Genomic DNA, 25,900 nt, shown 5'->3' with positions numbered 1-25,900 from the left:
ATCACTTCTTTTTTCCGGTGGCTTTCACCGTGCCTGCACTGGATTCGCGCGCTATCAGTTGAATAGGTATTATTTCCTGTGAATAACGTGGTACACTGGAAGGTGCACCGTTAATGAGTTCCATCAATGCAGCAACCACTCTTTCGCCCATCATAGCCGGATACTGATCCACACTGGTAACGGGCGGTGTTACGATCTCTGTACGCGGATCATTGGAATAACCAACAATCTTCAGGTCTTCCGGTACCCGCACATTTATTTTGCGGCAATATTCCATAATAGTAATGGCAGTCGTATCGTTGGAAGCAAAGATCCCATCCGGATAAGGTTGTTGTGCAAAGATCTTTTCACAGGTTTGCCAGGCATTATCGCGGGTGAGCTCATGATAAAAGATGCGTGTTTTTTTAAACGGCAACTTATGTTCCTGCAAAGCATGCTTATAGCCTGCTACCCGCTCCACATAAAGGTTACAGGTAAGCGGACCGGAAATATGCACTACATCCTTACAGCCTTTCTCTATCAGGTGGGTAGTAGCAGTATATCCTCCCAGGTAATCATCTCCCTTAATCACTTTTACATTATAATCTTTGGGTACCCGGTCAAAAAATATCAGTGGAATATTGTTGTCTTTAAACACATCAAAATGAGAAAAGTCGGTTGTATACAGTGTGGTAGAAACTACCAAACCGTCTACCCTGGCGGAATACATGGTATTCACCAGCGCCACTTCCTGATCATAGGAATCATTAGACTGACAGATGATCAGGTTGTATCCAAACTCCTGCAATTTATTTTGAATGATCGTACTGATGGCCGCAGGAAAAAACATAGAAATGCGCGGTACTATCAACCCGATGGTTTTGCTTTTATTATTGCGTAAACCAGCTGCCAGTGCATTAGGCCGATAGCCCAGTTTGCGGGCCATCTTCTTTACTCTCTCTTTCGTACGTGCGCTGATGTTAGGATTATCATTCAGGGCACGTGATACAGTAGATACTGATAGTTTCAGTTCTTCTGCAATATCAACGATCGTTTTTTCTGTACGTTTGCTCATGTATACGCAATTAGCTGTAAATGTACTTTTATCTTCCCATCCAGCCACCATCCACGGTAAGAATAGTACCATGCACATAATCACCGGCCTTTGAAGCGAGGAATATCACGGGTCCTGCAAAATCTTCCGGCTCTCCCCATCGACCAGCAGGGATGCGATCCAATATAGCACTGCTGCGTTGCTGATCTGCTCTTAATGCCACTGTATTATCAGTCGCAATATAGCCGGGGGCAATCGCATTCACATTCACGCCTTTAGACGCCCATTCATTGGCAAATGCTTTCACCAGTGAACCCACAGCGCCTTTGCTGGCTGCATATCCCGGTACATTAATACCACCCTGGAAGGTAAGCAATGATGCGGTAAAGATAACTTTTCCGCTACCACGGGCAATCATGCTCTTACCAATTTCACGGGTAAGGATAAACTGAGCATTCAGGTTGATGTTAATCACTTCATCCCAATACTCATCCGGATGCTCTGCTGCCGGCTTACGCATAATGGTGCCGGCATTATTTACCAGTATATCAATCACTGCTATATCCTGCTGCAGCTGCTTTATAAATGCATATAATGATGCCCGGTCGGAGAAGTCGCACTGGTAAGCCTTAAAGCTCCGCCCCAACGCGGTTACTTCCTTTTCCACCTCACTACCAGCCAGTTCCAGTGATGCCGATACGCCAATAATATCCGCACCTGCCGATGCAAGTGCTACTGCCATGGCTTTCCCGATACCGCGCTTACAACCGGTAACCAGTGCCGTTTTTCCTTTCAGTTGAAACAGATCCATATGTACTAATTTATTGTATTGTTACTGCTAACGGTTGTTTAATTTTTTGGGCAAATGTTTCGAGGTACCTGAACCATTCATCAGCAGCAGCAATCCTGCCCGCTTTATTCCAGACAGCACCAAAGTAATATACATAAGGTTGCTGACTGCTGGCTGTTCCGGGGCTCAACAAATGTACGTTATCTGTTTTCATACCCGGTACCTCTTTTGCAAATACGCAACCCAGTCCAATGGTACCATCTTCGCCATGCGTCGGCTCCCAATACCCCATTACACCTGTTTTTTCATCCAACAGGATATTACCGGGATCTTTCCGTTTTGTAATACCTGTTACCACCGGAATATCGTTCCCCTTGAAGTTGTATTGCAACTGCATTTTATTGAGCTGTGAACCGGCATCCAGCGAAATGGTTTTAGTAACGCTAACGGCTACACTGCCAGCCTGCCACGTATCGTAGGTAAGTGCAAAAGTAGTACGCAGCGGACCGTTGTCCAGCGTTTTCCAGTGACGGTAATTTTTAGGATAATAAATAGTATCCTTACCGTAAGGGGCATTATCACCGCATCCCAGCGTTAACCCTACACTGTAAAAATCAAGTCCCTGGCCGTTATCATGATGATAATTATCCAGTTTATACCAGGTATCAATAACAAGATCACTGGTACGCTTGGCCCATACATCAATACCATAGGCCATTTCCTTAGGAACACTTTCGAGTGCCTTGCCATACATACGATAAGCCATGCGATCATTTTCCCAGGCGTAATCATCTTTACGCTCCGGCACATAACGACTATAAGCCTTTGCTTTTACAGCAGCAGGAACGCCTTCCAGCACATCCGCATTAATAGTAGCACCTGGGGCAATGCTTACCTGCAACAATAATTTCTTTGCTATTTTTTCACCTTCGTAGATCAGCTGATACGGGATTTCCTTTGCACTGGCTATATCTACCACCTTGAAACTTTTCTGTGCAGCCTTGCCAAGTTTAGCAACAAATTGTGCATAAGGAATTTCCACTATTTCATCTTCCCTGTTAATACCTGTTGTGTTAGTGATGATAATATGGGCAGATGAATTTTTGCGGAGATCATATTTAATGAGTTCTGATCCGGCTAACAGGAACGCACCTACGCCATATACTTCCGTATCATCGGCAGTAGCCTTTCCAGGTGCAGCACCTATCTCCTGTACAAAACCTAGTTTACCACCGGGTTGTACACAATCTGTCAAAGCCTGCCATCCTTTCTGTATTACCGGCAGAAAATCCTTCTCCGGCAATAAGCCATTATTTATACCCCACGTTAACGCATATACGTAAAAACCGGTACCACTTGTTTCTTTTGCAGGATAACTATCCGGATCAAGCAAACTTGCATGCCAGGTGCCATCAGCAGATTGAAGCGCGGCTATACGGTAAGCCATCTTTTTATATAAGTCCTGAAAACGTGCTTTGTCAGCGTAGTTAGCGGGCATATTGTCCATCATACGAACCAGGCCACCCATTACCCAGCCGTTACCACGACTCCAGTAAACATTAGTACCATTTTTCTCTTTCCTGCCAATATAACTGCCATCGCGGTAATACAGGCTATCCTGTTTGTTAAACAGGAAATCAGTTGTTTTCCACCATAATTTAGCTGTGGTTTCCAGGTAACGTGGATCACCGGTAGCTGTAGATAAATAAGCCAGTGCAGGAGGCGCCATAAACAATGCATCACACCAGGCCCATTCACGATGATGCACCCCATTTTTCCAATCCAGCGGTTCCGTATGTGGCGCTGCCACAATACTATCTGCCAGCTTACTGAATTTATCAATCATCACAGGATCTTTGTAAAGGGAGTACAGCTGTGAATATAACTGCCCTACGCAGTACTCATCCGCCATAAAACGATCCGGTCCTGTGTTCCAGTTATTATCCTTTCCTACCTGTACCAGCCGGTCAATAAAAAACGGATTGGACGTTATTTTACTGAGCGACATCATACCGGCATACATGGCGCCATTGGTCCAGTCAAGCGGTGAATGGGACCAACCATTTGCCGCGATGTGCTGCCATTGCCAGGTAGCTACTTTTTCCATTTGTGCCCGCACAGCCAGGGTGGTAAAGGGTGTTGTGACAGTACTTTTTGCAGTGGCTGTTTGTTGTTCTGCAACAGTCCCTGCAGCATATACCGGTAACCCGGCATGAAGGAAAGACAAGCCCAGCAAGCTTCCCGCGATAATTGATTTCATCATCATGATTGCAGCTATTATCAGTTCATTAACGTAAATCGTTGATCTTACAATGGTCCATATCACCGTAGTCCAGGTTTTCACCGGCCATACCCCAAATAAAAGTGTAATTGCTTGTGCCGGCGCCGGAATGCACAGACCATGGCGGAGAGATGATCGCCTGCTCATTCTGTATCCATACATGGCGGGTTTCCTGCGGTTGTCCCATAAAGTGACAAACAGATTGCCCTACCGGTACCTCAAAATAAAAATATACTTCCATTCTTCTATCGTGTATATGCGCCGGCATGGTGTTCCATACACTTCCCGGTTGCAGCTCCGTCATACCCATTTGCAGCTGGCAGGTTTCCAGCACACTATTTACCAGCAGCTTATTAATGGTGCGGTGGTTGGATGTTTCCAATGTGCCCAGCGTTACTATTTCCGCATCTTTTTTAGACACTTTACGGGTGGGATAAGTGTGATGTGCCGGCGTGGAATTCAGATAAAATTTAGCAGGTTGCTGCGCATCTTTACTATGAAATACCACCTGCTGTTTTCCTTTCCCGATATATAGCGCTTCTTTAAAAGACAATTCAAATTTCTCACCATCTACTTCTACATACCCTTCTCCTCCAACATTGATCATACCCAGCTCTCTTCTCTCCAGGAAATAAGTGGCTTTCAGTAAGTCAATAGTTTTCAGTACCACCGGACCTTTTACAGGCATAGCACCACCTGTCAGGTAACGGTCGTAATGCGTATGCGTCCAGGCAATATGATCTGCTTCAAAAATTTTCTCCATTAAAAAAGCCTGCCTTAGCTGCGTGGTATCCATTTGCTTTACTTCGGCCGGGCTACTGGCGTATCTTGATTCGAATGTTGTGCTCATATATTATTGTTAGATATTATTCTTTGAGGAAAATACTCAGCATAGCTTTTAGCTGTTAGCTTTTAGCAGTTAGACTAACAGCTAAAAGCTAATAATTAACGTGGTAATCCTTTTTGATGCGTTTTCCTGACCATACTTTCTGTGCAGTCCATTCTGCTGCAGGGTCCGACCAGAAAGGATCTCCGGCAGGCAATCCTAATGCGAGGAAACCATTGGTGCAGATATATAAGCTGCCCGTAGAAGTATACACATCCGCCACTTCAGGCTGATGTCCACAGATGCCCAGTTGCAACCAGCCCTGTTTATCAAAGGTGCCTTCCATCTCAAAAATGTTTTTCATGATGGCTGTCATCGCACAACGCACCTGCGCCGGTGCTATTCCTTCCGGTAACTGGTGATTCAGCGCCAGTTGTACCAATGGCTGAAATGCGGCTGTACGGTAGGTCATTGACCTGCCCAGCGCGGGGTAGGTACCATCAGGTGCAATCATACGCTCCTGTAATTCTGAAAAACGCTGCATGCGTTTAATCGCCTGATCATAGTCGGCTTTGCTGCCCTGTTGCTTATCCACCAGCACTTTCAGCATATCTGTAAACATGGGATGTATCACATAACCATTATAATAATCCAGCGAAAACTGCGGACCATCACTGTAAAAGCCATCACCTGCATACCATTCCTGTATTTTTTTAGTGGCTACCATGGTACGCAGCGGCTCCCACTCTTCGTTCACTGATAAAAGGAAAGCCTCTACCATTGCGGCAAACAGCAACCAGTTGTTATAGGCAGGTCGTATCTTTCGTAACTCCTTCAGTTCTTTGATGATGTTGGCTTTGGTGGTATTGTCCAGCGGCTGCCACAAAGCTTCCGGGGCACGCATGAATGTCTGGCATAAATAAGCAGCATCCACCAGCGGTTGCGACTCTGATCTGAAATTCAGGTAGTCGGGAGAGGAAGGGTTTACCCCATTCACAATACCCTGTAATACCTGTTCTTTCAGCTGCTTACGCACCTTTCCTTCCGGCGTAACATCGTCTGGTAATGCCAGCCACGGTGCAAGGCCTGAAATACAACGGCCAAAGGCTTCCAGATAGGTCACCTTTTCCACTACCAGGCCATATCCAGGGCCTTTCTCCAGCGGCATGTTCTTTTTCAGGGTGCCCTTACTCATGTTTTCCACTACTGGCGTTGCAATACGCTGTAATAAGTTAAGGTGATATTGTCTGTCTGTAATACCCGCCGCAGCGGTATCGTTCACTGTATGCCCTGTAATTGCTGAAGCCAGCGTTTTACCTGGTGCCATGGCTCCCGCCAGGCCGGCCAGCGGCGCTATTTTGATAAAATTTCTTCTTTCCAACGTAGAATTACTTTAACGTAGTTAAAAACTCCTGTTACCTATCGTGTGCATTGGTTCAGGCTCTAATTTAATGCAAACGTTTGCAAAAATCAAACGTTTACTAAAAAAAGACCGTAGATGGATAATTTAATCCCGTTCCATCACAAAAAGAACGGTATGCTTACCGGTTAATGCCTGCTTGCGCGCCTGTAAACTGATCCGCATAACCTGACTACCCCATACCGATGATAACCGGTTATCAGTAAGCGGCTGCTGCTCCGTTACTACTTCAAATAAAGCAGGGTCATAAGTCATTACCAGGCTGGCAGTGGCGCCCTTCAGTACTATCTTCCCGGGAGTATGTACATCTGCCGGTAAAACGGTCATAAAATGCAACCTGAAGGCTTCCTTCCATTCCTTCAGCTGATAAGATTCATCTAACTGTAAACTGGTTTTGGCAGGCGTAAAAGTAAAAGTCCGCTTCCACGTCTGTACCATGGCACTTTCAGGATACGCAGCGGCTATATCCATACTTAAAATACGATTGGACTTATTATCAGTAAAATGTACATCGTTGGCCTGGAAACGGCGACCGGCCTGTTGTTGCACGCCATTAATCGTCGGACAATTATGCCATTGCGATTGCATATACCATAACTTATAACGATCAGCACTAAAAGTTTGCTTGGTATAAGTGCCCACGCCTACATCAATCAGTGCAGGCTTTCCATCCATATACAACACAAAATTGCCTACATCATTATGGTTATGGCTTTCGGCATTATGCCCACCTAAAGCCGCAAAGAACAAACCTTTGGTAGTACCTGCTGCTGAACGTAATGATAATACCTGCAAATCAGGCAACCAGTTAACCGGCTTGTAAGGAGCCCCCGGCGCTGCTGCCAGCAAGGCATCACGGGTTTCCAGATCATAAATAAAAAATGACAACGAAGACATTTTGAATTTACTGGTATCCGGATTTTCTAACCGGTATAAATAAGCGGCAAAATTTTTCAGCAAAGGATCATGGAAAGCTTCACTGTACAAATACACGGTATGTGGGGGTGGGATAGTGCTGGCAGAAGCATCTGCAAAATTCACAAACCGGCTGCTGTCGATATGCATTTTATAGATGTAAGTGCCTATCTGATGTATCAGTTCATTATTGCCCCAGCTTAGTTTATGTGCAGAGGCGCTATTCAGCCATGTAATAAATTCTATCAGTTTACCGCCTGCATGCCCCCAATAGGTAGGTCCTTCATCACAACCACCATCATCCGGATAACCATTTACAAAATTATCCGCACTGCGGATGCTTTTCTCTATCACATTATTTCGTATAGCCGTATCATTTATACTCAATAAGGCAGTCTGCAGAATGTTGGTATTAATCCAGATATTCCAGTTATTAACCAATCCCCCTTTGAATCCCATCCACCAGAAATCATTCCGTTGCAGGAAAGGCTCTATAACACGGTGCTGCAATTCATACGTGATCCGTTTGTTCACCATAGGAGAAAACTTGTCCAGCTGATCATGCAGTAGAAACTGCGCCCAACTCAGTGTGGCGGCGGTTTCCCCGGAAACCAGGTCCACAATAGGCTCCGTAGGATCTGCCAGATCCGTACCCGCTTTCTGCACACCAATATGCGCAGGTAATACCCAGGTACTTTCCTCCAGGATCACCCACAAACCATTCACTATCTGCGGGATATATTTCCCTTTACCGTCTGCCAGCTCACCGGCTACGAGTGCTCCCAAAACTTTACGCCGCTCAGACTGGGCACTTTCGAAGTTCACCCGGTTACCATTATCCCGGAATTCCAGGAATAATGTAGCCGGTAAAGATGGCCAGGTAAACGCCATTGCCTTATCTGCATCCTTTAGTAAAGCAGTCCGTGTAGCTACCGGAAGCCTGGCCATTTTGTCAATAATAACCTGGTATTGCGTCTGTTTCCACTGAGCTATTTGCTCAAAAGCCACAGCGCCCCCGGCATGCTGCCACTCTTCATATAAATAGTTTCTTTTTTCGGTGTGATCCTGCGCCAGTAAACCATTTGCAGTAGTTACTCCTGAAAAGAGCAACATCATACAAACAATATTTTTAATGTGCATATGACAATTAATTTTAAGCAAGATAAAAAATACATGCCACGACTAAAAGTCGTGGCATAAGATATTCAATGTTCACTACGCTTTATCTTATTTAACATAGTTCGGATTTTGAACCAGGTTACTGTTCAGATCTATTTCCGCCTGTGGAATAGGCCATAAGTTAAACGCATCCACAAAGTTAATTTTATCAATCTGCTGACCGGCAATATTGGTTACTATCAGACCATTCATCAGCTGCGTAGCAATGCCCCATCTGCGGATATCTGAATAATAAGTGCCTTCCATAGCAAATTCTATCATACGCTCATGACGAATAATATCACGCATTTCATCCTTTGATTTACCAGCCGGAATAGGAGGCATATCAACTCCTTTACGCGCCCTTACCTTGTTAATAGCAGCATATACAGTACCATCCGGTCCGGCAGCTTCATTCTCTGCTTCTGCCAGCATCAGCAATACATCTGCATATCTGAAAATTATAAAATTGAGGGGAGAATCACCTGCACCAAAACCATCTACTTCCAATACATATTTTCTTGTCAGGTAACCGGTAAAGGTGGCGAAATTATCCAATCTTAATTTTTCATAAGGAATCCCTTTCCAGGTAGCACCGGGTCTTACTACGGTATAATCCAAACGTGGATCCCTGCCGTTATATGGATTGGCGGCATCATAACCGGAAGCGGGGTCTGTAATGGCTTTACCGTTTTTCATTTCATAGTTTTTCACCAGGTTTACAGATGCATACACATTGCTCCAACCACTGGAAAAAGAACTACGGGTAGATAAACGTTTGTCTAACAGGCTACCCTGGCCAAGTCCGGGGGCAAGGTATTGTATATCAAAAATCACTTCCACATTATTTTCTGCACTGGTAGAAATAAACATATTCCTGTAATCAGTATACAGATCATATCCTAAGCCGCTGATGGTCTGACAGGTAGCAGCCGCTTCAGGATATTGTTTAGCCAACAGCTGTGCCTTTGCTTTCAGCGTTAATGCAGCACCTTGTGTAGCATGACCGGTCATGGCAGCACTATAACTTTTAGGTAATGAATCGGCCGCTGCACTGGCTTCTTTAATGATAAAGGCCAGCAGATTAGCCCTTGTTTCCTTACCTGGCAACGCACCATTTAAAGGAATGATTTTGGTAATCAGCGGAACATCTCCAAAAAAATCTGTTAACTGATAATAAAATAACGCACGTAAAAAGGAAACTTCTGCTATCAGGCGATGATTAATTGCAGGATCCATTTTCACACCCGGCAGCTTTTCCAGCGCCAGGTTAGCACGATAAATGCCATTGTACAAAGCTTTAAACTTATTGGCAGGAGCCGTAGTAAAGGGATTCATATTGCCTTTGGCAATAGGACCAAAACCTGTACCACCATCATCCCATATGTAGGCAGAAGGCGTTAAGCCGTCATTATATACATACAATCCGAAGATGTCATTATTTTGCAAATCATTGTACACCGCATTAACACCGGAATTAGCATCTTTATCTGTTTGCCAGAAATTATTGCCAGATACTTTATCTGATGGTGTAGTTACCAGGAAATCTTTTTTGCAGGCACCCAGTGTTAATAAACTGCATGCATATATAGCTGTTAATATCTTATTCATTTTCTTACCGTTTAATGATTAGAAGATCACGTTTACACCACCTGTAATTACACGCACATTCGGATATTGAATACCGGGTTGCGTATAGTCGCTCACTTCAGGATCAAGTCCTTTAAATTTGGTCCAGGTAAAGGCATTTTGTGCATTCACATATACACGGATGCTTTGCAGTGTGCTCCTGAAAACTTTCTTTGGAATGGTATAAGACAACTGAATATTTTTGAGGCGTACAAAAGATGCATTCTGTACCCAGAAAGTATTGGCTTGTGTATTATCTGTATTAGCTGCAGCTGTTAAGCGCGGCATGTTGGTATTAGGATTGTCCGGTGTCCAGGCATTCTGGAAATCAGCGTTGATTTCACGTCCGGCGCGGATACCGCTGGTATACCAGTTATCCTGGTAATATCTCTTTACACCACCTACACCCTGAAACAACAAGGCCAGATCAAAACCTTTGTAACCTGCATTCAAATTTAAACCGAAGTACCAGTTAGGAATAGTATTACCCATGTTAATACGGTCAGCACCATCCACTACCTTATCATTATTCATGTCTACAAACTTGAAATCACCAGGTTTATTAGTACCGGCAGTGCGCTGTTTAGCCCAGGCAGCTACGTCTGCATCATTCTGGAAAATACCTGCTACCTGTAAACCATACAAAGAACCAATAGACCATCCTTCTTTAATAACAGAAGCGCCGCTTAACGTTCCAATAGCGTTGCCCTGGAATTTAACAACCTTATTATTGATATTACTAACGTTACCGGATATACCGTATCTGAAATCACCTGCGCTGTTATTGTAGCCCATGCTCAGCTCCCAGCCTTTGTTATCCACAATACCCACATTCTGATAAGGAGGTGTGAGGCCACCATACAAAGAAGAAAGACCCAGTTTTACCAGGATATCTGAAGTGTGGCGATTAAACACATCAAAAGTCACGTTAAAATGATCATTAAAGAGATTGGCATCTACACCCAGATTGGAGCTGGTAGTTTTTTCCCATGTAATATTCTGATTGGCCATAGTAAGTGGTGTAAGACCAGCAGCAATGCTTCCGCCATAAGAATAGTTTTGTCCGGCAGAATACAGGTCCATAAAGGAATACAATGGAATCCTGTCATTCCCCAGTTTACCCCAGGAAGCTCTCACCTTTACATTGTTTACCCATGCAGGTATTACGTCTTTGATAAAAGGTTCTTCCAGCAAACGCCATGCTGCAGAGAAAGAAGGATAAACACCATACTGCAGGCCAGAGCGGAATTTAGATGATCCATCTCTACGCAGATTTGCTTCCAGCAGATATTTATTTTTATAGTCGTAGTTAACTCGGCCAAAATAGGAAATGATTTTATAAATATCTGATGTACCACCTACTTTTGGTTGTTCCAGACCAGCACCCAATTCCCAGGTGTTATTGGTCGGGAAGTTCTGTACACTGGCGGTCATCAGTGTACCTCTTACAGATTCACTGCTCATACCGGCCAGCACATTAAAATGATGATCTGTACCTAAATTTTTGGTGTAATTCAGTGTAGCAAAATAAGTAAGGTGCAGGTTTGTACTATCCATTTGTGCCAATGAAGCGGGCTGCTGATCCAGCTGTTGTGCAACAATATTTTTCTGGAAGTTCCACCTGTTCTGAATAGCACCGGCTAAAGCATAACTTTTCTGCGCCACGTTAAAATAATCAGCGGCACCGTTTACCTGAAATTTCAATCCATCAATGATGCTCCATTCACCGTATACTTTGGCAAATGTTCTCTGCTGACGATTAGGTCTGTTCCATGTTTCAATGTACTGCAGCGGGTTATCCAACTGACCGTTTTCATCATCTGTATTACGGCCGCCATAGCGGGTTCCGTTGGCATCTGTAATTTTAGGAGTGATGCCGGGTGTAGTACTGGCTGCATTCGTTAAGATAGTGCCTACATCCTGTGGCTCCCTGCGCTCTTTCCAGGTAAGCGCTATGTTAGCACCTACTTTTATTTTTTTGCTGATCTCATGATCAGCATTAAGGCGCATCATGTATCTGTCCTGACTGGTATTTTTCATGATACCTTCATTATGCAGATAGTCGAGCGACATATAATAAGTCGTTTTATCAGAGCCGCCGGAAACGGAAACAGTATGACCGGTCATCTTTCCCTGACCAAATAAAACGCCCATCCAGTCTGTATTAGGATACAGTGTTCTGTCGGTGGCATTTTTCCAGGAGTCAATGGTAGCCTGTTTAAACGGCAATGTGTTGGATGGATTATCCGCAACGGCTACACGATTCATCAGCTGCATGTAAGTAGCATAATCACTCACCGGATTAAACAAACGGGTGGCTTTTTGCACACCATAATAACCGTTGTAGGAAACCGTTGTTTTTCCTTTCTTTCCTTTTTTAGTGGAGATGAGTACCACGCCGTTAGCAGCGCGGGAGCCGTAAATAGCTGCTGCTGCTGCATCTTTGAGCACAGATATACTTTCCACATCTGCCATGTTTACATCGCTCATGCTGCTTTCAATACCATCTACCAGGATAAAAGGATCTGCATTATTGAGTGTTCCTACCCCCCGAATGCGGATGGTGGCGTTTTCGCGACCAGGTTGCCCGGAGGCCTGCGAAACGCTTACGCCGGGAGCCATACCACTCAATGCCGTGCTCAGGTCTGTTACCGGGCGGCTTTGCATGGTTTTATCGAAGTTCACGCTGGTTACGGCACCGGAAAGGTTTACTTTCTTCTGCACACCATAACCCACTACTACTGTTTCATTTAAGCTGGTAGCGGTGGCCTCCAGTATTATTTTCATATCGCCTTGTTTATTAACAGCGACTTCTTTTTTGTTAAATCCTACGAAACTCAATACGAGCGTGTCTTTATCACTGATATTCAGGTGGAATTTACCATCTGCGCTGGTTACAGTGCCGATGGACGTATTTTTTATGCCTACAGTTACACCTAGCAGTGTGGTGCCCTGTGCATCTTTAACGGAGCCGGTAAGGGATCTTTTTTCCTGGGCAATAGCAGTCTGTACTACGCATATTCCCCATATGCATAGTGATGCCCCAAGCAGTTTTTTCATAAACGCGAGTTTAATGTAAACGTTTGCATTAAATTATATAATAATTGGAATCCTGTTCACTCTTCTTCACTCATTGTTCTAATAACGGAATTATGCTAATCTTTAATTGGAAATGCGCTAAATACAGCACCACATGACATTATGCTAAATTAAATTTGGTTGACACGTCCTATGAATTTATGCTGTGGATGCTGAAATCAAAAATATCGAATTAATCCAATAATTCAAACGTTTGCATAAAATTTATTTTCAAAGGGCTCATCCAGCCAATTGCCGGTTAGGAAACAGGGCAATATCAGGTTAAAAGGAAGAGCGTCCAAAAATGCAGCAGAAATTATGCAGAAGCTCGCCTGATCAGCTCTACAGCGGTAATGATAGGCGTTTGTACCTGGTCTTTTTTACGCCGCGCACCATTCATGATCTCCAGCAGCGCGGCTACAGCCCGCTCTCCTACCTTATCAGGAAACTGCTCTATAGTGGTAATGGCAGGGGTTATGATGGCTGTCCGCGGGTCATTGGAGTAACCAACTATCTTCAGTTCGGCTGGTATCCGCAATTGCAGCGCCCGCGCATATTCCAGCACCACAATAGCAGAAGTATCATTGGAGGCAAATACTCCTTGCGGGTAGGGCTTCTTCACAAATAATTGTTTGGCTATCAGTAAAGCGTTCTCTGGTGTAAGTTCATTAAAAAACACCCACTCTTTCTTAAAAGGCAGCTTGTATTTTCGCAATGCATCAATATAGCCGGCATAACGATCTTTATACAAATTGCAGCTCAGCGGCCCGGATAAGTGTGCAATCGTTTTACATCCGGCCTTCGCTAAATGGGCTGTGGCCATAAAGCCGCCCTGGTAATCATCTCCCTTGATCACCTGTGCAGGGTAAAAATCTATCGGAACGCGGTCAAAAAATACCAGGGGAATATTATTCCGTATAAACACATCAAAATGCGAAAAATCAGTCGTATAAAAAGTAGAGGCTACCATCAAACCATCTACCCTGCTGGAAAACATGGCACTGGCCAATTGTTTCTCCATCTCCACAGCATCATTGGTTTGGCCGATAATCAGGTTGTAACCCTGCAGATGCAGCTTGTTCTGAATGGCAGTAATAGCTGCCGCATGAAAATACATAGACACCCGTGGAATGATCAAACCTATATTATTCGTGCGGCTTCCCCTAAGGCCCGATGCCAGTGTGTTTCGCCGGTATTCCAACGCATTGGCCTGCTCTTTTACCTTGATTTTGGTAGCAGCACTTATTTTAGGGTGATCGTTTAATGCCCTCGACACGGTAGCGACGGATAAATTCAGCGCCTTCGCTATATCTACAATAGTACTTTCATGTTTTTGCATAAGGCGGAATAGAATTTTCTGGTAACAAAATACGAATTAGCCACCATCATTTCTCTCTATATATCCGGCAGATAGCAAATATTTCGTAATTGGAAATTAACATTTCCTGATTCATTCGTAACTTGCACCCATTAAACATTCCAGCAGTTTTACCAAATAGTCAAAATCTTATCAAGGATTAACATTTTAGTATTAACAGCAGGAAACGATATTTACTACTTTAGCTCTTATGAACGCTTACTTACAAATTCATCCTGACGATAATGTGTTGGTTGCCCTACAGGATATACCAGCGGGAACAAACATATCTTTTAACGGCCATAACATTCAGCTTCAGCAAAATATTTCTGCTAAACATAAATTCCTCATCAATAATATTGAGGCCGGCGCCCCTATTACCATGTACGGCGTACTGGTAGGTAAGGCTAATCAAACCATCCTGCAGGGACAAAGCATTACTACAGAAAATGTAGTACATGATGCCAATGCTTTTCATGAAAAAGATGGCTCCCTGGAATGGCAGGCACCAGATGTTAATAAATGGAAAGACCGCTCCTTTATGGGCTATCAGCGTACCGATGGGCAGGTAGGTACACGTAACTACTGGCTGGTTATCCCATTGGTATTTTGTGAAAACAGAAATGTAAGTGTGATCAAAACCGCCTTTGAAAAAGGACTCGGTTTTTCACCTGCAGAAATGTACAACGAACAGGTGCAGGACCTGGTATCGCTCTATAAAAGCGGTAACATGGAAGCTATAAAAAATTACGAAGCTGGTGTACTAACTGAAACGGCTAAACGAAATGTAGTGTTTCCTAATATAGACGGTATTAAATTCCTTACCCACGAAGGTGGTTGCGGTGGTACCCGTCAGGATTCTGATGCATTATGTGCATTGCTCGCCGGTTATATTCATCATTCCAACGTGGCAGGTGCTACTATCCTGAGTTTGGGATGTCAGCATGCCCAGGTATCCATCCTGCAGAAATCACTGAAAAAACTGAATCCGGGTTTCAACAAACCGGTACTGGTATACGAACAGCAGAAAAGCGCTTCCGAGTTTGCCATGCTATCTGCTGCCATTAAAGATACATTTTTGGCGCTGGTAGAAGTAAATAAGCAAACACGTCAGCCAAGTCCGTTATCCAAACTGGTAATAGGACTGGAATGCGGTGGCTCCGATGGTTTCTCCGGCATCTCCGCCAACCCGGCTGTAGGGCATACATCCGACCTCCTGGTGGCGCTGGGCGGCACTTCCATCCTCTCCGAATTCCCTGAATTATGCGGCGTGGAACAGGAACTGATTAACCGTTGCGAATCTGAAGCTACTTCCGAAAAATTCATCCGCATCATGCGTGCGTATGAAACGCAAGCCCAGTCAGTAGGTTCAGGCTTCTACATGAATCCTTCTCCCGGAAATATCAAAGATGGCCTGGTCACCGATGCCATCAAATCTGCCGGGGCAGCTAAAAAAGGCGGTACCTCACCCGTTACCGATGTGTTGGATTATACAGAATATGTAACCAAACCAGGGCTTAACCTGTTGTGTACTCCCGGCAATGACGTGGAATCTACTTCCGCTGAAGTAGGCTCCGGCGCCAACGTGGTACTGTTTACTACAGGTTTGGGCACACCTACCGGCAATCCTATTGCACCGGTGGTAAAACTGGCTACCAATACCAAACTGGCTACCCGTATGAAAGATATCATCGATATCGACACCGGTACGATTATCAGCGGCCAGCACAGCATCGCTCAAATGGGCGAAGAAATCCTCGAATACGTGATCAAAACTGCCAGTGGAGAGGTACATACCAAAGCAGAGCAACTGAACCAGGATGACTTTATTCCGTGGAAAAGAGGGGTATCACTGTAATGGCTATACGACCTTCGGTCGTTATCTTACCCAGGATTAGGCTGATTATGATGATTTTTCTGATTTTTTAATGAGATGATTTTAGCGAAGATTATTTTTTACTGTAAATAGAAAAACGTCCGGACATCTGCCCGGACGTTTGTTTTTATTATGAGTATCAAAAAATAATCTTCGCTAAAATCATCTCATTAAAAAATCAGAAAAATCATCATAATCAGCCTAATCCTGGATAAGACAAAGGCCGAAGGCCTTCCCCCTCCACACTAATCCAGCTTCACCTGCTCCATCCGCGGTGCAAACAAATGCATCACCAGCCACGCTAACAGGTAAGCTACCCCACACATAGTAAAGAGAATATTATAACCGATACCAATATTGCCAATTACTTTATAATGATCCAGCATTGTACCAATCACTATCGGAAACAACGTACCACCAATTGATCCGGCCATACCGCCAATACCCACCACAGAACTCACAGCGCGCTTAGGGAACATATCAGAAGCCGTGGTAAAAATAGTAGCAGACCATGCCTGATGCGCCGCAGTGGCCAAACTGATCAGGGCAATAGCCATCCATAAATCATTGGTGTATTGGATCAACATAATAGGCACTACACAAAGGGCAAAGATCAACATAGATGTTTTACGTGCTTTGAAAATAGGCCATCCGCTTTTAATAAGATGCGAGGATAACCAGCCACCACCAATACTACCAAAGCTGGTAATAGAATAAATAATAATGATAGGTAAGCCCAGGTTGGATTTCATGTTCACATGAAAAATAGACTCCAGGTAGCCCGGCAACCAGAAAAGGAAAAACCACCACACCGGATCTGTTAGTAATTTACCAAAAACAAAAGCCCAGGTTTGTCTTATCCGCAACAGCTTTCCCCATTTTACCGGCTTGGGTTTCTCTTCTTCTACTTCCTGATCACTATGAATATGATCAAATTCTTCTTTCGTTAATTTCTTCTGGCGACTGGGAATTTCATAATAAATCCACCAGAATATCAACCATACAAAACCAATGGCGCCTGTCCACACAAAAGCACTTCTCCAGCCATGATTACGCGCCAGCCAGTACACCATTACAGGTCCTATTACAGCAGCTATATTAGACCCGGAATTGAATATACCGGTAGCTAATGCCCTTTCTTTCTTTGGAAACCATTCCGCTGTGGTTTTAATAGCCGCAGGAAAGTTACCCGCCTCACTGATGCCCAATATAGACCTTACCACACCAAAGCCCAGCGTAGTACGCACCAGTCCGTGTGCCATGGCAGAAAGGCTCCAAACAATAATGGATACACTATATCCACGCTTGGATCCGATCTTATCTACCAATCCACCAAAAAACAGCAAACCAATAGAATAAGCAGCAGAAAAAACCATTACCAGGTTACTAAAATCTTTTTCTGTCCAGTTGAATTCCTGCGACAAATCGCCCTTAAGCAAACCTAACACCTGCCTGTCAATATAGTTAATCGTGGTAGCTACAAATAAGAGTGCACATACTCTCCAGCGATACTTACCTAAAGTTGTGGAATTCATTACGGTCGATTTGGAATTTATAAAGTGGCCTTAAGTTAGTGCATCGCTTTGAGAATTGCAAACGTTTGCATTATTTTTTGTTTCAGGGATAACCAGTCATTACTTTCAATAAGGGATTTTGACAGTAGATTGGAACCCATTCCTACACATATTACACCTTCATCAAACCAGGAGTCCATACTTATCTGCGTGGGTTCTACACCTCCGGTTGGCATAAATTTCATTTGTGGGAACAGTGGCTTAATTGCTCTTACAAAGGATGGTCCCAGTACATTACCCGGGAACAGCTTCACCAGCTTTGCCCCGCTCTTCTCTGCAACAAATATCTCTGTAGGCGTCATACAACCCGGGATCCACAGGATATTTTCAGATTTACAATAAGCACCGGTTTCCGGATCAGTAACCGGACTCACAATAAAGTCGGCCCCCATTCCGGTATATACTGCGGCATCAGCAGCATTTTTAATAGTTCCGATACCCAGGTATAAATCCGGCATCGTAGCTATCTTTTTATCACGCATGATTGCGAAATTCTTGCGCGCATTTTCTCCCCTGCTGGTAAATTCAAATATCCGCAAACCACCGTCATAACAGGCTTGCAGCACATGGCAACAAACATCGGAATCGTCATGATAAAAAACAGGAATGATCCCGCTCTGCTCAAATGCAGCTATAATTGTTTCAGGACTTGGTGCCATACTATATAAGTTTTAAAATATCATCAGCGGAGGTGGTATTAAAATCACCTTTCACAAAAAATTTGGAATAAGCGGCAGCAGCAGCAAAAGAAATGATCTGCTGATCATCCAGTTCATGCAACTGCGCATGTATCAATCCGGCCATAAAACAATCCCCGCTACCTACCCGGTCTACTACCTCATTGGTATCATATTCGCGGGAAATGCTTACCTGTCCGGCATTATAGTAAAAAGCATAATACTGATTATGCGTAGCAGCCTTACTGAAACGAAACGTAAACGCAACCCGTTTACAACGTGTATACCTTTCCGTTATCTCCGCAGCTACACGTTCAGCCTCTTTCAGATAAGCAACTTTGGTATCAGCTTCCAGCGCTGCTGTGTCCAGTGAAGTATCCAGCATATTGTTGGCCGCCCAGATATTTCCCATTACCACATCACAATATTGCACCAGCTCCGGCATTACAGCAGCAGGCCTTTTGCCATACTGCCACAACTTACTGCGGTAATTAAGATCTGTGGAGATGGTCATTCCTTTTCTGGTGGCTGCTTCCAGTATTTCCCTGCAAACGGCTGCTGCATCCGGGTTTAAAGCGGGTGTAATAGCACTCCAGTGAAACCATTCCGCATCGCCCAGCAACGCTTCCCAGTTAACAGTGCCTGGTTCAATCTGGCTAAAAGAAGAATACTTACGATCGTATACTACTTCCGCATGCTTCAGGTCACTGCCCTGTGCCAGGTAATAAATACCGATACGGTCGCCTCCCCACAGCATTCTGTCTGTATAAATACCGCGTGTGCTCAACTGTTGCAGCACATCTTTCGATAACCCGTTTTCAGGCACCTTGCTGATATAAGCAACAGGTGTGCCCCATTGCGCCAGCGCCGCTGCTACATTGGCTTCTGCGCCGCCTACGTAAATAGCGGCCGTGTTTTGCGCCAGTTCAGGCGACAAACGCAACAATATTTCTCCGAATGTGATAACTTTTACCGGCTTCATTAAAATCCAAAATATGCTTTAGCGTTATTGTAACAAATATCCTGTACCATTTTTCCCAACCAGGTAATATCATTTGGTAGCTCACCATTTTCTACATCATTCCCGATAAGGTTACACAAAATACGGCGAAAATATTCATGACGGGAATAAGATAGAAAACTTCTGGAATCAGTTAACATACCCACAAAACGGCTCAGCAAGCCCATATTGCTCAAAGCATTCATTTGCTTCTCCATGCCGTCTTTCTGATCCAGGAACCACCAGCCCGACCCATATTGGATCTTACCTGGCACGGTGCCATCCTGGAAGTTACCGGCCATAGTGGCAAATACTTCATTGTGCGCAGGATTAAGATTGTAGATGATCGTCTTAGCCAGCTTATCTTTTTTATCCAGTGCATTGAAGAAAGCACTCATCGTTTCCGCCATGCTCCAGTCGCCAATAGAATCAACGCCGGCATCAGCCCCTAACAATTGCACGAGGCGGGAATTGTTATTGCGGATAGCGCCTGTATGAAACTGTTGTGCCCAGTCTCTTTCATGGTTCCACTCACAAATAGCCAGTAGCATGGCTGTTTTAAACTGTGCATTTTCATAAGCGGTAACAACGCCCTTGTTCCTTGCCCTGTAAAAAATCTCTTCCAGGTCTTTCCCGGTATAGTTATTAAAGTAAAACGTATTGAGTCCGTGATCGCTCAGGCGGCAACCCATTTCATGAAAATAAGTGTGACGCCCATGCAGTGCTTCCAGCAGATCATCATAGTTGTTGATGTCTTTGTTGGTAACAGCTGCTAACTTATTCACAAAGGCATTGAACACTTCGGGATTGTCTACTGCCATGGCCTTATCCGGGCGAAAAGTAGGCAACACGCGGGTACCAAAAGGGTTATGGGCAATGGCCTGGTGATGCTCCAGCGAATCAGTTGGATCATCTGTCGTGCACAATACATCTACTTTATAATGCTGCAACAGCCTTTGCGTGGTGAAACGCGGTAGTTGTGCGTTACAATCGTGATATATTTTTTCCGCCGTTTTTTCGTTCAGCAGATCAGTGATGCCAAATGGATTCTTTAATTCCATGTGCGACCAGTGATACAAAGGGTTACGCATGGTATAAGGTGTGGTAGCAGCCCAGTGGCGAAACTTAGTATAGTCATCAGCAGCACCCGTAATATATTCCTCTGCCACACCATTGGCACGCATGGCGCGCCATTTATAGTGATCCCCTTTCAGCCACATGGCAGTCAGGTTTTCAAATGATTTATTCTGCGCTATTTCATCCGGTGGTAAATGGTTGTGATAATCTATTACCGGCATGGATCGGGCATAATCAAAATATAATCGTTTAGCCGTTTCCGTTTGTAATAAAAAATCTTCGGACAAAAATTCTTTCATATACTATGATTATTTTTTTTGATTCAGCAATTGTACAAATTCTTTCACCCCATCCTGTTTCAGCTCCTGTAAATAATCCGCTACAGTACGCACAAAGCCGGGAATACCGGCCAGGTTGGTTTCCCACAAACGGTTATCATGACAAACATCCTGCACCAGTTGTTTAACGGAAGTATGATGATGCCAATAATCTGCAAAGATGTGTGCATTATCATCTGTAATCACATATTCTTCGGTGCCTCTGCTGCCGTAATATTTTCCGTCTTCTACCCGTGTAGGTTGCAGGAAAAGCAGCATGGCAGCAAATCCCAGGCACATATGTGCTGGCAGGGATTGATTTTTTTCGTAGTAGCGTACCAGTGTGCGCACATTACGTGCATTCATTTTTGAGCTCTCCTGGAAAGTGATGCTGATAAGTTTATGTGCAATAAAGGGATTAGCAAAACGATCCAGTACATCCTGTGCAAAGGCGGTTGCAGTAGGGCATGCATCAGCGATGGTAGGCAATATTTCCTGCAGAATTACTTCACGGAAAAAATGACTCATATACTCATCCTTCATGCATTCGTATACAGTATTAAGCCCTGAAAGGAAGGCCAGTGGCACTGCTACGGTGTGACTGCCATTCAGGATACGCAGCTTCTGTTCCCTGAAAGGTGTAATGCTGGGTGCAATGAGCATTCTTTCATCTGCCTTATAAAAAGACAATACAGAACGGACCTTTTCATTTCCTTCGATAGCCCATAACAGGAATGGCTCTACTTCAATCCACAATTTATCGATGTAACCTGCCTGCTGTTCCATTTCCGCGAGATTGCGCGGTTTACCAGGTACAATGCGGTCTACCAGCGAATTACAGAAGTGATTATCTGCATTTATCCATTGTATAAATGCGGCCGGCATCTCGTTGAAAGCGGCCAGCTGCAATACAATTTCCTTCAGGAGATGGCCATTATCTACTACCAGTTCAGTAGGTACAATCACAAAGCCGGTGTTGGTACTGCCATTAAAATATTGAAAACGCTCCCACAATATCGCCAGTAATTTGCCGGGGAAAGAAGCGGGTACGCCATCAGCTATTTTTTCCGGTACATATTGGATCCCTACTTCCGTTGTGTTGGAGATAATAGTCTGCAAAGCAGGCTGATGCACAGCGTCTAAAATCTCTTCCCAATTTGCATTCGATTGCAAAACACGGCTAATAGCAGCATTGATCAGTACCTTATCAACCAGTTCTCCCTGGGTAATGCCTTTAATATGCGTAGTGTACAGGTTGTCCTGATTAGAAAATTCAGCGGTATTTCCTTCCGTGGATTTCACCACTACAATCCTTCCTTCGTAGATCCCTTGCCGGTTTGCTTTGTCCACAAGATAATCCACCAGGCCACGTAGCAGTACACCGGTGCCAAATTGCAGGATCTTTTCCGGAAAGTTGAAAGATTTTTCATGAACGCCGGAATCCTGTTTTTTTAATATAAACTCTTTACTTAATATGGGTAGCATCGCGACTAATTTATGCTAAAAGGGTACTTAATCCAATAAATATATAATTCATAATTAACATTTTGTAGTGTTTGAGGGAAATAATAGCTAAAAGTCGTTAAAATGATATTACGGATATAGTCAGAATCAATCCGCCCATTGTCAGGATCGATAAAGGATAGATGGCCGTTGGCTGGAATTTAAGTAATTTTGCATCCTTAAACTTTTCCAAATGAGCAAGCATGGTAAAGTGCTGGTAGCCATGAGCGGTGGTATAGACAGTACTGTTACAGCGCTGATGATGCATGAGCAAGGCTATGAAGTGGTGGGTATCACCATGAAAACCTGGGATTATGCATCTGCGGGTTCCAGTAAAAAGGAAACCGGCTGCTGTAACCTCGATTCTTTTAATGATGCCCGCGCGGCGGCGGTGCACCATGGATTTCCACATTTTGTGCTGGATATCCGCGATGAATTCGGTGATTTCGTAGTTAATAATTTTGTCGAGGAATATATTGCAGGACGCACACCCAACCCGTGTGTACTGTGTAATACACATATCAAATGGCGTGCACTGATGAAACGTGCAGATGCTATGGACTGTGAGTTTATTGCAACCGGCCACTACGGAAAGATCCGTCAGCATGACAACGGCCGTTATGTGATCAGCAAAGGCGCAGACGAAACCAAAGACCAGAGCTATGTGCTGTGGGGCATTCAGCAGGATGTACTGGCACGTACCATACTTCCGCTGGGCCAATACCGCAAAACAGAAATCAGGCAAATGGCTTTCGATTTCGGTTACCCCGAACTCGCTAAAAAAGCAGAAAGCTATGAAATATGCTTCGTGCCCGATAACGATTACCGTGGGTTTCTGAAGAGAAAGGTAGAAGGATTGGAAGAAAGGGTAAACGGTGGCAATTTTGTACTGGCAGACGGCACGATCGTGGGGCATCATAAGGGTTACCCCTTTTATACTGTTGGACAGCGTAAAGGGCTCGATATCGCCCTTGGACGCCCTGTATTTGTAACAGAGATCATCCCGGAAACAAACACCGTCGTATTAGGCAATGAAGATGAACTGCAGAAAAACGAAATGTTTGTCAGCGGTATCAACATGGGCAAATACGAAACCATCCCGGAAGGCATGGAAGCCATCACCAAAATCCGTTATAAAGATAAAGGTGCACTCAGCAACCTCTACAACGAAAACGGACTGGTAAAAGTAAACTTCTACGAAAGCGTAAAAGGCATTGCCCCGGGGCAGTCAGCCGTATTTTATGAAGGAGATGATGTGATTGGTGGTGGTGTAATTCAAAGAGGAACACCGATGTTGTAGATATTTAATTTCAGATAAAAAAGAAAGGGTGGGAAGATGTAGATCTGCTCACCCTTTTTCTATTTGATATAACAGAATAGCATTATCTCACTTTTCCAAAAAGAAAAGGTAGCCAGTGGGTTGTCATTTTTTCCTGTTCCGAGCGAGTTTCAAGTTAACCTCAGACATTCGTTTGAGACACATAAGAATCGCCTCTCTGTATTCTGATCCCACAGATAAAAAAGTATCTTCCGCCTTTCCAGATGCCATGTACTTAGTTAAAAGGTACATTATTCTCTGGTCCTTACATAGAAATGGGATTGAGCTAAATATTTTAAGAGCTAATTGATAATACTCTGCCTTCAAAAGTGTGAGAATAATACCATAAAAATCGCTTTCTTCATTTATTGTAAGTCTGTCAAAATTAAACCTAGGCAGCCATTGAACTAGAAGTTTTACTACTGACGCTGCAATGTCCGGAACTTCATGATCCCTATATAACAATTCTCTACTCCAGATAAACATTGTCACAATATATAAATAAGCAACCTGGTGTTCTCCTCTTCCCGTAAGACCAATCCTGTTTCCGATCCCTGCTCTTATTGCCATGCATAGCTCCATGTCATAAAGGTGAGTTCTTATATATTCATAGAATTTATATCGTTCCTCATTCTGGGATATATTCTTACTCACCGCTATCCTGACAAAAGCATCATAATCCTTTCTATGCAAAGCCTTATTCAACAAGCTATAAAAATCTGTCTCCGTAAAATATATGTTGGATGAAATATAATGAGGAGTACTTTCTTTTAATAGAAATTTAGTCTCAGGATTAATGTCTTCAAAAAATGTATAGGCATGACCGTAAACATCAAGTACATTATTATCTAATAGCCCTTCTTTTGCCTTTTCTACATAATCCTTAATACGCTGCTCAATTTCCTGCTTATCGCACCAGGCTTCCAAAAACTTTACCAGCCATATCACCTTGTTACGATCCTGCTTTCTTCCATATCTCATCAGGTACCAGATATTGAAGAAACGCTCTTGCAATAAGTAAATATGGTTCTTTGTTTTCGTTACCCGTTTTTCAATTACCTGATTCTTCTCCAATTGACGCAGTTGAGCAGAAACCAATTTACTATCCAACCTAACCTGCTTAGACAAATCCTTTACACTAATAGCTTCCCAATGCAATGCCACAGCATCTACAATTTTTTGTTGCTGCGGCGGCAGATCATCCATTCTGTGCTTATACAAGGGTGTAACTGCATCTAGTACCTTTTCCAAATCACTTAACGCATTTCCATATTCGCTATCCACAAAAACCTGGAACAACAGCACCATCGTCCGTGGAACACCACCAGACAATGTTCTGAGCGTTGTGATCCGAGATGGTGATTTTGCAATGATCCGCTCAATCTTATCTTCTTCATGATGTAAAACAGCCAGCTTTCTCAACAGCACAATGCTCTCTTCATCAGTTAATCCTTTTAGCTGAATAACTTTGAAAAATTCATATAGTGGCTGTTGATATTCTAAGATACTTTCCAATGCCACAGGTGATCCTGCTATCAAACGGAAATATGGTAGTGTTTGTAATACTTCTCTCAATCTCCTCACTTCCAGCTCACTGAACTTCGCTAACAACTGACCAATATTATCAACAAATAAAATCATCTTCTTTTTATACTGATCAAGATGTTTGATAAGGATTTTTAAAGATGCTTCTTCGTAATTATCCTTTTCTATATATTGCTCAATTTCTTTGGTTACCCCATCAAACCCATAGTAGTCTTCAAGATGCTCTGCCACCCTTTCCCACAGGTTCCCCAATTCGCCGATATTGTACTGCTCTTCACTAAAAACAACAGGGATTAACCATTTTGATAGCTTAGGATCATCTTCTACTGCGTATTTCAGCCGTAGTAACATGGTTGTTTTACCAGCTCCACGCTGCCCAAACAACAAATAATGCTGCTCCGGGGTGATCATCTTACCGGATTTAATATCCGCCAATATCTCTTCAAAAATCTTTGTACGAATAACAAATTCAGCTATAAAATCGGTCTTGTTTTTTCTGTCCGGGTTGTACAATAAAATGCTCATA

General features: G+C 43.7%; 17 protein-coding genes. 2 read left to right on the top strand and 15 right to left on the bottom strand.

Features of this window, described 5'->3' with window-relative positions; all coding sequences use genetic code 11:
• Position 1: 1 nt before the first annotated feature.
• The 9 genes from CLV51_RS07910 to CLV51_RS07870 form a co-directional block, all read right to left on the bottom strand.
• Positions 2–1,054 carry a LacI family DNA-binding transcriptional regulator gene (locus tag CLV51_RS07910; RefSeq protein ID WP_106527421.1) on the bottom strand — a complete coding sequence of 351 codons (1,053 nt, stop codon included), beginning with the start codon at positions 1,052–1,054 and terminating at the stop codon, positions 2–4.
• Between the two features lie 28 nt (positions 1,055–1,082).
• On the bottom strand, positions 1,083–1,844 hold the full coding sequence (locus CLV51_RS07905; RefSeq protein ID WP_106527420.1) for an SDR family NAD(P)-dependent oxidoreductase: 762 nt from the start codon (positions 1,842–1,844) through the stop codon (positions 1,083–1,085).
• Positions 1,845–1,854: 10 nt separating this feature from the next.
• On the bottom strand, positions 1,855–4,089 hold the full coding sequence (locus CLV51_RS29050) for a DUF4861 family protein (protein ID WP_158266953.1): 2,235 nt from the start codon (positions 4,087–4,089) through the stop codon (positions 1,855–1,857).
• A gap of 22 nt (positions 4,090–4,111) precedes the next feature.
• A complete protein-coding gene (gene kduI, locus CLV51_RS07895; protein ID WP_106527419.1) occupies positions 4,112–4,954 on the bottom strand; it encodes a 5-dehydro-4-deoxy-D-glucuronate isomerase in 843 nt (280 codons plus the stop codon).
• 88 nt (positions 4,955–5,042) lie between these two features.
• Positions 5,043–6,311, bottom strand: coding sequence for a DUF2264 domain-containing protein (locus tag CLV51_RS07890; protein ID WP_106527418.1), 1,269 nt, complete (start codon positions 6,309–6,311; stop codon positions 5,043–5,045).
• A 126-nt stretch (positions 6,312–6,437) separates the two neighbouring features.
• Positions 6,438–8,405, bottom strand: coding sequence for a heparinase II/III domain-containing protein (locus tag CLV51_RS07885; RefSeq protein WP_106527417.1), 1,968 nt, complete (start codon positions 8,403–8,405; stop codon positions 6,438–6,440).
• 87 nt (positions 8,406–8,492) lie between these two features.
• A complete protein-coding gene (locus tag CLV51_RS07880; protein ID WP_106527416.1) occupies positions 8,493–10,034 on the bottom strand; it encodes a RagB/SusD family nutrient uptake outer membrane protein in 1,542 nt (513 codons plus the stop codon).
• A gap of 18 nt (positions 10,035–10,052) precedes the next feature.
• The gene (locus CLV51_RS07875; RefSeq protein ID WP_106527415.1) at positions 10,053–13,112 is read right to left on the bottom strand and encodes a SusC/RagA family TonB-linked outer membrane protein; all 3,060 of its coding nucleotides are present in this window, start codon (positions 13,110–13,112) and stop codon (positions 10,053–10,055) included.
• Positions 13,113–13,446: 334 nt separating this feature from the next.
• Positions 13,447–14,469 (bottom strand): LacI family DNA-binding transcriptional regulator, encoded by a 1,023-nt coding sequence (locus CLV51_RS07870; protein ID WP_106527414.1) that lies wholly within the window; start codon positions 14,467–14,469, stop codon positions 13,447–13,449.
• A 229-nt stretch (positions 14,470–14,698) separates the two neighbouring features.
• On the opposite strand from CLV51_RS07870, the gene CLV51_RS07865 reads away from it, so the two are divergent.
• Positions 14,699–16,345 (top strand): UxaA family hydrolase, encoded by a 1,647-nt coding sequence (locus tag CLV51_RS07865; RefSeq protein ID WP_106527413.1) that lies wholly within the window; start codon positions 14,699–14,701, stop codon positions 16,343–16,345.
• A 263-nt stretch (positions 16,346–16,608) separates the two neighbouring features.
• Here CLV51_RS07865 and CLV51_RS07860 read toward each other — a convergent pair whose 3' ends face one another.
• Genes CLV51_RS07860 through CLV51_RS07840 form a run of 5 tightly spaced genes read right to left on the bottom strand, consistent with a single transcriptional unit; the run spans position 16,609 to position 22,493 of the window.
• Positions 16,609–17,898 (bottom strand): MFS transporter, encoded by a 1,290-nt coding sequence (locus CLV51_RS07860; protein WP_106527412.1) that lies wholly within the window; start codon positions 17,896–17,898, stop codon positions 16,609–16,611.
• 35 nt (positions 17,899–17,933) lie between these two features.
• Positions 17,934–18,596, bottom strand: a complete 663-nt coding sequence (locus CLV51_RS07855; protein ID WP_106527411.1) for a beta/alpha barrel domain-containing protein — start codon at positions 18,594–18,596, stop codon at positions 17,934–17,936.
• A gap of 1 nt (position 18,597) precedes the next feature.
• The gene (locus CLV51_RS07850; protein WP_106527410.1) at positions 18,598–19,596 is read right to left on the bottom strand and encodes a sugar kinase; all 999 of its coding nucleotides are present in this window, start codon (positions 19,594–19,596) and stop codon (positions 18,598–18,600) included.
• Entirely contained in the window at positions 19,596–20,990 is a 1,395-nt protein-coding gene (uxaC, locus tag CLV51_RS07845; RefSeq protein ID WP_106527409.1) for a glucuronate isomerase, read from the bottom strand. Before uxaC ends, CLV51_RS07850 begins: the two co-directional genes overlap by 1 nt.
• Positions 20,991–20,999: 9 nt before the next feature.
• Positions 21,000–22,493, bottom strand: coding sequence for a tagaturonate reductase (locus CLV51_RS07840; RefSeq protein ID WP_106527408.1), 1,494 nt, complete (start codon positions 22,491–22,493; stop codon positions 21,000–21,002).
• A 211-nt stretch (positions 22,494–22,704) separates the two neighbouring features.
• On the opposite strand from CLV51_RS07840, the gene mnmA reads away from it, so the two are divergent.
• Entirely contained in the window at positions 22,705–23,811 is a 1,107-nt protein-coding gene (gene mnmA / locus CLV51_RS07835; protein ID WP_106527407.1) for a tRNA 2-thiouridine(34) synthase MnmA, read from the top strand.
• Positions 23,812–23,934: 123 nt separating this feature from the next.
• Here the strand turns inward: mnmA and CLV51_RS07830 are convergent, their stop codons facing one another.
• Positions 23,935–25,899 carry a hypothetical protein gene (locus CLV51_RS07830; RefSeq protein WP_106527406.1) on the bottom strand — a complete coding sequence of 655 codons (1,965 nt, stop codon included), beginning with the start codon at positions 25,897–25,899 and terminating at the stop codon, positions 23,935–23,937.
• Between the last annotated feature and the right edge of the window lies 1 nt (position 25,900).

Source organism: Chitinophaga niastensis (assembly GCF_003014755.1).
GTDB lineage: Bacteria > Bacteroidota > Bacteroidia > Chitinophagales > Chitinophagaceae > Chitinophaga > Chitinophaga niastensis.
This window is presented reverse-complemented; position numbering and strand designations above follow the sequence as displayed.

What these genes read in the sequence shown, in the direction of transcription:
- CLV51_RS07870 (WP_106527414.1), bottom strand. Translation starts at nt 14,469, where the DNA reads ATGCAAAAACATGAAAGTACTATTGTAGATATAGCGAAGGCGCTGAAT.
- CLV51_RS29050 (WP_158266953.1), bottom strand. Translation starts at nt 4,089, where the DNA reads ATGATGATGAAATCAATTATCGCGGGAAGCTTGCTGGGCTTGTCTTTC.
- CLV51_RS07830 (WP_106527406.1), bottom strand. Translation starts at nt 25,899, where the DNA reads ATGAGCATTTTATTGTACAACCCGGACAGAAAAAACAAGACCGATTTT.
- CLV51_RS07905 (WP_106527420.1), bottom strand. Translation starts at nt 1,844, where the DNA reads ATGGATCTGTTTCAACTGAAAGGAAAAACGGCACTGGTTACCGGTTGT.
- CLV51_RS07855 (WP_106527411.1), bottom strand. Translation starts at nt 18,596, where the DNA reads ATGGCACCAAGTCCTGAAACAATTATAGCTGCATTTGAGCAGAGCGGG.
- uxaC (WP_106527409.1), bottom strand. Translation starts at nt 20,990, where the DNA reads ATGAAAGAATTTTTGTCCGAAGATTTTTTATTACAAACGGAAACGGCT.
- CLV51_RS07910 (WP_106527421.1), bottom strand. Translation starts at nt 1,054, where the DNA reads ATGAGCAAACGTACAGAAAAAACGATCGTTGATATTGCAGAAGAACTG.
- CLV51_RS07885 (WP_106527417.1), bottom strand. Translation starts at nt 8,405, where the DNA reads ATGCACATTAAAAATATTGTTTGTATGATGTTGCTCTTTTCAGGAGTA.
- CLV51_RS07875 (WP_106527415.1), bottom strand. Translation starts at nt 13,112, where the DNA reads ATGAAAAAACTGCTTGGGGCATCACTATGCATATGGGGAATATGCGTA.
- CLV51_RS07865 (WP_106527413.1), top strand. Translation starts at nt 14,699, where the DNA reads ATGAACGCTTACTTACAAATTCATCCTGACGATAATGTGTTGGTTGCC.
- CLV51_RS07850 (WP_106527410.1), bottom strand. Translation starts at nt 19,596, where the DNA reads ATGAAGCCGGTAAAAGTTATCACATTCGGAGAAATATTGTTGCGTTTG.
- CLV51_RS07880 (WP_106527416.1), bottom strand. Translation starts at nt 10,034, where the DNA reads ATGAATAAGATATTAACAGCTATATATGCATGCAGTTTATTAACACTG.
- kduI (WP_106527419.1), bottom strand. Translation starts at nt 4,954, where the DNA reads ATGAGCACAACATTCGAATCAAGATACGCCAGTAGCCCGGCCGAAGTA.
- CLV51_RS07840 (WP_106527408.1), bottom strand. Translation starts at nt 22,493, where the DNA reads ATGCTACCCATATTAAGTAAAGAGTTTATATTAAAAAAACAGGATTCC.
- CLV51_RS07860 (WP_106527412.1), bottom strand. Translation starts at nt 17,898, where the DNA reads ATGAATTCCACAACTTTAGGTAAGTATCGCTGGAGAGTATGTGCACTC.
- mnmA (WP_106527407.1), top strand. Translation starts at nt 22,705, where the DNA reads ATGAGCAAGCATGGTAAAGTGCTGGTAGCCATGAGCGGTGGTATAGAC.